The 6,389-nt window shown below is 41.5% G+C and carries 7 protein-coding genes; all 7 read right to left on the bottom strand.

The window, feature by feature from the left end:
* Window positions 1–182: response regulator transcription factor (locus ACESK1_RS11395; RefSeq protein WP_372920303.1), on the bottom strand; the 182-nt coding region annotated here is incomplete at its 3' end.
* A 4-nt stretch (window positions 183–186) separates the two neighbouring features.
* A complete protein-coding gene (locus ACESK1_RS11390) occupies window positions 187–1,758 on the bottom strand; it encodes a sensor histidine kinase (protein WP_372920302.1) in 1,572 nt (523 codons plus the stop codon).
* 67 nt (window positions 1,759–1,825) lie between these two features.
* Window positions 1,826–2,416, bottom strand: coding sequence for a dephospho-CoA kinase (coaE, locus tag ACESK1_RS11385; protein ID WP_372920301.1), 591 nt, complete (start codon window positions 2,414–2,416; stop codon window positions 1,826–1,828).
* A complete protein-coding gene (locus ACESK1_RS11380) occupies window positions 2,413–3,369 on the bottom strand; it encodes a CdaR family protein (RefSeq protein WP_372920300.1) in 957 nt (318 codons plus the stop codon). The genes coaE and ACESK1_RS11380 overlap by 4 nt, the downstream gene beginning before the upstream one ends.
* Complete coding sequence (locus ACESK1_RS11375) at window positions 3,362–4,369, bottom strand: glycosyltransferase family 2 protein (protein ID WP_372920299.1); 1,008 nt, start codon at window positions 4,367–4,369, stop codon at window positions 3,362–3,364. The genes ACESK1_RS11380 and ACESK1_RS11375 overlap by 8 nt, the downstream gene beginning before the upstream one ends.
* Before the next feature lie 83 nt (window positions 4,370–4,452).
* Window positions 4,453–5,274, bottom strand: a complete 822-nt coding sequence (locus ACESK1_RS11370) for an enoyl-ACP reductase (protein WP_372920298.1) — start codon at window positions 5,272–5,274, stop codon at window positions 4,453–4,455.
* Between the two features lie 74 nt (window positions 5,275–5,348).
* A partial coding sequence (locus tag ACESK1_RS11365) for a DNA repair protein RecN (RefSeq protein WP_372920297.1) occupies window positions 5,349–6,389 on the bottom strand: 1,041 nt, incomplete at its 5' end.

Here is a 6,389-nt window from a genome sequence, read left to right as displayed (position 1 = left end):
TAAGGCATCATCACATCCAGGATACAAAGGTCGAAATCGTCTTTCTTGAATTTCTCGAAGCCTTCCATTCCGTTTTTGGCGTGAGTGACCTCATAGTCGTTCATCGCCAGGTAATCTTTAAGGACAGTTCCGAAATTTGGATCGTCTTCTACTAACAGGATTTTTTTGTTTTCAGTTTCCATATATTTAAGATATTAGTGGTAATTTAATTATAAAGGTACTTCCTTTTCCTTTTTCGCTCTCAACAGTGATCTCACCATGATGGTCTTCCACGATACGTTTTGTATAAGCCAGACCAAGGCCGTGACCTTTTACATTGTGGATATCACCGGTATGTTCGCGATAAAATTTTTCGAATATTTTCTTCTGAACAATCTTGTTCATCCCTGATCCCTGATCCCGGATCTTGAGGATGATATAGTTCTTCACATTTTCAGTATAGATATCTATTTTGGGTTCTTCAGGAGAATATTTAACTGCGTTATCCAGGATATTTACCACTACATTGGTAAAGTGATCGGGATTGGCCAGGATTGAAGAGCGCAAGGCAGCAAAGTGGGTTTTCACGTATCCCCCACGATCTTCTATTAGCAATTGTACATGGGTAATAGCCTCTTCCACGAGATCGTGCAATTGCAGTCTTTCCTTCTTAAGGTCCAGTTCGTTTTTCTCCAGTTTTGAGATGCGCAACACATTCTCTACCTGCCCGTGCATTCGTTTATTCTCGTCCCTGATCATCTGGAGGTAACGCTTAGTCTTTTCCTCATCATTCTTGATCTTGGGATTCTTAATGGCATCCAGAGCCAGGTTTATCGTGGCTATAGGTGTCTTAAATTCGTGGGTCATGTTATTGATGAAATCGGTTTTGATCTGAGAGATCTGTCGTTGTTTTATCAATTGAGACAAAGCGCTGGAATAAGCGATAACGATAATCAAAGTGAAAATTATTGACAAAGCCGCCATCAACACCACAGAAGAGAGCACTACCTTTTTCTTTCCAGGCAGGTTAACCAGCAACTGGTAACTGCTATTTCCACTATTATCCACAAAAAGAGGCACCCCGTATGTTGCAGGGTGGTTTAAACTAAAGCCATCAGAATGAAGATTTGTAGCGATGGAATTACTGTAAATTCCGTATTCAAATTCGGTGTCCAGGTCCCGCTTTTTAAGCTCGTTAGCGATTAGTCTTCTGATCTCAACATCGCTAATACGGTCATGGAGAGGAAGTTTACTGGTATATTCGGCGATATTGCTACGCAGGATATCCTTTTCAACCTGGTCCATGCGCATCATGCGGGAAATTTGTTGCCGGGCGCTTAGCGTGTTATTGTTGTCAAGATTCTGACGGGTAACAATATTGGTAACCCGCTTATTAATAAGTTTGGTAAAGGGAATACTATCCCGGGTAGCGCTTAGAAAACCTGAAGAAACCTTATAATCTTCCTCCAGAATAGATTCAGTATGAAAAAGGGTTTGATCCCGTAATTTATTCTGATTGGAATAGGAGTATTCGGTGAGCTTAGATTCTTCCAGCGTAGCGTTGGTGGAATCTGAATCTATAAATTTTATGTAATATTCTTCCAGTTCGTTATTTTGGATCTCATTGGAAACCTTAATCAGCACCTGTTTGGCGTTATACGAAAACTGTTCTTCCCTATCATCTACCGCACCTTTAATCCAATAACCCTGAACGAAAATTATCCCAATAAGGGATAAACTCATCAGGACAACCAGGATGAAGAAAAGCTTTTTATTCATGCCCCCAAAAGTAAGATTTTAACATTTAGAGCCTAAGTGCTTTAACCAAATGTTAACAAAACTTTTCTCAATTTTTGCGGGAATTTAAGAGAATCTCATTCAATTCTTTAACCTGAGATTTGGTAAGGCTTAGATCGGTATTTTCAATCTGAAAATCGGCTAATTTTAACTTTTTTTCATCACTCCATTGATTAGCCATTCTGGCTTCAATTTCTTCAATTTTTGAATTATCCCTGGCCTGCAGTCTTTTAAGTTTTTCTTCGTGGGGGGCGGTTACCAAAATTGTAAAATCGCATTTTTTATGCCCTCCCGATTCAAAAAGAATAGCCGCTTCATAAATAATATAAGGCGCCTGTTGCCGGCTCAGCCATTCCTGAAAATCTGCAGCTACCGCGGGGTGGATTATTCTGTTCAAGGCTTCCAGTTTCGCGCTGTCATTAAAGACCTGGGAGGCAATATAATTTCTGTCCGGCGCATCAGTAGGATAGGCCTTTTCTCCAAAAAGCTCAATTACTGCTTTTTTAATTTCTTCAGAAGTAAGCATCAGGCGTTTTCCGGCATCATCGGCGATATAGACCGGCACCCCAAGTTCCCTGAAGAAATTCGCCACCGTGGTTTTACCACTTCCTATACCCCCGGTTAAACCTACTACCATCATCGCTTTATAATAAACTGTATCTTCCGTTCACTAAGTCGGATATTAGTCACATAATCGGGTTTTCTCCTGACTTCTGCCAGGAGGTAATCCTGCCCTTCCCTGATATCTTCATATTCACATACCACAGAAAAATCTTCGGCCCTAACCATCTCATATTGCTTAAGATTTACCTGGTAAAACAATTTCACTTCCTTCGGAAAAATACTAAGGTTTACGTCTTCCGGGACATTGCGTACTTCCACGGGAACCTGTATTTCACCTTCCGTAAATTTTTCGACTTCCATGGTATAGTTAACCTGGGTTTGATAGAAACTAAGCATTCCCAGTCCGGTGGTGTCTATGGCTACTTTGCCCTGAATATCTTTGTTGATATTGTTGATATTCAGCGGAAAGGTACTAACTTCACTAATGGTGTCTATAATAGATTCCGGGCCGCTAACATCTATAGAATCGGGTTCTAAGCTTATCTCTTCGTTAGCCGAATACCCCACGGCAAAAGAGAGGTTTAATTCGGGAACAACTTTAAGCCGTTTCAGCTTCTTAGGCTGAAAAGCTATATTTATTTCATCAGAAAGGAAACGGGTCTTTTCAAAATCTATATTAAGTTGGCTTGCGATATCTTCCCGGTTGGCCTCGATAGAATAAACGAGTCTACCTTCCTCTGTCCTGGTTTGTTCCAGGTCAATAAGAAGTTCAGGCTTGTACAATTTGTAATATAAAATATTAAATCCCTTATCCTGCATCCTTACTTCTACAGACTTCGGTTTTTCCTCAGCGATGCTTTTATCCATCGGTGGGTTCACATATTCCAGGGGAAAAGAAACCACCTGAGTGTAATCTTTTGACAGCTGAACCAGAAACCACACAAAAGCAGAAAAAAAGAGGAAGAATCCAAAGGTTTGTAAATTGGATTTCTTTAAAAAGTTCGGTGTTCCGTTGGAGGTTTTACGCATGTTTGAAGAAAAGATGTGGAAATGCAATTTCCGGATTCTTTTTTAGCACTTTTAATTGCCAAATCGATTTAAAAAAACCGTAGCCATATCCGGCAAACTGTACCAATACAGCATAAACCGAATATAAACCAATATGAAGGCTATTATTCCTAATAGCCGAATTAAGAAATACTATTGTAAAATATATGATATATAGTCCAAAAAACCACCACAAGCCACTGCTTAAAAGGAAAATCGACAAAATAAAGCCGGCCATAAAAAGGCTTGGAAACCAATAGGTGATCCTGGCCGAGCCGGGGTGCCAGGAATTCAGGATTGGCCTTACCATTCCGAATTTTTCCACCTGGTGATAGAATTTATTCCAATCTATCCGGCGTTTATGAAAAACCTTCGCATCCGGAATCAGGCAGGTCCTAGAGCCATTTTTCTGAAGTCTTAACGAAAGATCGGGATCTTCACCGGGATGAATTAAGCCAAAACCTCCTGTTGCTTGAAAAGCCTCCCGGGAAATGCCCATATTAAAACTACGGGGTTCAAATTTATTTACCGCCGATTTGTTTCCTCGGATGCCTCCGGTGGTCAAAAAGGAGGTCATCGCATAATCTATAGCTTTCTGCGTATCGCTAAAGCTAGGATGAGCGGCATCCGGGCCTCCATAGCAATCACAAAAATTTTCGCTTAAAAAGCTATCTACGGTTTTAAGGTATTCAGGCGGAAGCAAAACATCAGAATCCAGAATTATAAAATAATCGCCCTGGGCCTTACGCATCCCGAAATTACGGGAATCACCGGGCCCTGAATTTCTTTTATAATAATAACTAATGTTGAGTTGCTGCTGGAACTGTTCAATTATCTCTTTCGATGGTCTGGAAGATCCGTCCTCCACGATTACAATTTCATAACTTCTATCAAAATCAAGAGCCAGCATACTTTGCAGCAGCTCCCTGATCTCTTCGGGGCGATTGTAGACAGGAATGATAAACGAATATTCCAATTTCATCTTATAAAGGTACTAAAAGAAAAGGGCTGCCGGAAAAAACCACAATGCATTTTTTCCTCACAGCCCTTTATATGCTAAGGATCTTACTCCTGGTCTTTCATAAATGTTTCCATCACCTCCTGGCTAACTCCCATATTGGAGAAGCCACCATCGTGGTAAAGATTCTGAAGCGTTACTTTTTTAGTAAGGTCAGAGAACAGCGTTAGGGTATAGTCGGCGCATTCCAAAGCTGTGGCATTACCCAGCGGCGACATTTTATCGGCGTAGGCAATAAAGCCATCAAAGCCTTTAACTCCGGTTCCGGCTGTGGTTGGTGTTGGTGACTGGGAAATAGTATTCACCCTTACTTTTTTATCTTTTCCGAAGAAATATCCAAAACTACGGGCTATAGATTCCAGATATGCTTTATTATCGGCCATATCATTATAATCAGGAAAAACACGCTGGGCAGCCATATAGCTAAGGGCAACAATGCTCCCCCACTCGTTCATCGCTTCTTTTTTGTATAAAACCTGCATGGTCTTGTGAAAAGATACCGCAGAAACATCCCAGCCTTTAGTGGTGAAATCGTAATTCATATCGGTATAGTGATTTCCTTTTCTCACGTTCACCGACATCCCGATGGAATGCAGTACAAAATCGATCTTTCCGCCAAGGATCTCCATAGATTTTTCAACAAGGTTTTCCAGATCTTCTACTTTAGTGGCATCTGCCGGAATGATCTCAGAACCGGTTTTTTCGGCAAGTTGCTGAATGTTCCCCATTCGCATCGCGATAGGCGCGTTGGTTAACACAAATTTTCCGCCTTCTTCATTTACCCGTTCCGCTGTTTTCCAGGCTATGGAATTCTCATCCAGGGCCCCGAAAATAATTCCTCTTTTACCTTTTAGCAGGTTGTATGACATGGTTTTGGTTTTTATAGATTGTTGAGCCGGTAAAGATAGTAAAATTCCCTACAGAGGCTCAACCGGTTAGTTTACTAATTCAACAGGGCCCGGGCATGTGCCATAGCCGATTCGCTAATATTATTTCCTCCCAGCATCATTGCCAGTTCTTCTATGCGTTCATTCTGCTCCAACTCAATTATCTTGGTGGTGGTGTGCTGCGCTGTATCCTCCTTAAATATTTTAAAGTGGCTGTTCCCCTTTCCGGCTATTTGTGGAAGGTGAGTGATCGCGATCACCTGCATAGATTCGCCCATATGCTGCAGAATCTCGCCCATCTTTTGTGCGATATCCCCGGAAACCCCGGTATCGATCTCATCAAAAATAATAGTAGGCAAACTGCTTTGTGCTGCCAGAATACTTTTCACGGCAAGCATAATTCTTGAAAGCTCTCCCCCTGAAGCCGCTTTTTTCATCTCTTTGAAATCTCCGCCTTTATTGGCTGCAAGGTACCAGAACAACTGATCCTGTCCGTTAGCCAGAAATTCCTGTTGCGGTTTTAATTCAATTTTTAGTCGGGCGTTAGGCATCCCAAGACCGGAAAGGATCTCTTCAGTTTGTTTGATAAATTCAGGGATGATCTTTTTACGATTCTCGTGGATCTTTCCTGAAATCTCCAAAAGACCTTTTTTAGCTTCTGAAATAGCTTTTTCTGCTTCCAGCAAGGAAGCTTCGGCATTTTCACTCACCGACACTTTTTCCTGAAGCTGCTCTTTTATCTGAAGTAATTCTTCAATATTTTCTGCGGAATGTTTCTTCTGAAGGTTATAGATAAGCTGAAGTTTCTGATTTGTTGCCTCCAGCTCTTCCGGGTTGGCTTCTACCCTTTCCAGGGCATCAGATAGTTCCTGGGAAATATCATCGAGTTCAATGATGATACTTTCCACACGCTCATTCAGACTTTCATAGGTCGTTGAAAAACCGGCAATCTTAGATAAACCCGAACGCACCTCTTTAAGGCTGTCCAGACTTCCGATGTCTTCCCGGCCGATCAGCTCAACCGCTGAACCAAGTTTTTCGGTAAGTTCTTCAACATTATTTAACTCCTCATAACGACCTTCCAGCTCTTCCAGCAT

It is taken from the genome of Salegentibacter sp. (genome assembly GCF_041642575.1).
Lineage (GTDB): Bacteria > Bacteroidota > Bacteroidia > Flavobacteriales > Flavobacteriaceae > Salegentibacter.
The sequence above is the reverse complement of the archived record's forward strand: the minus strand, read 5'-3'. Positions and strand labels throughout refer to the sequence as shown.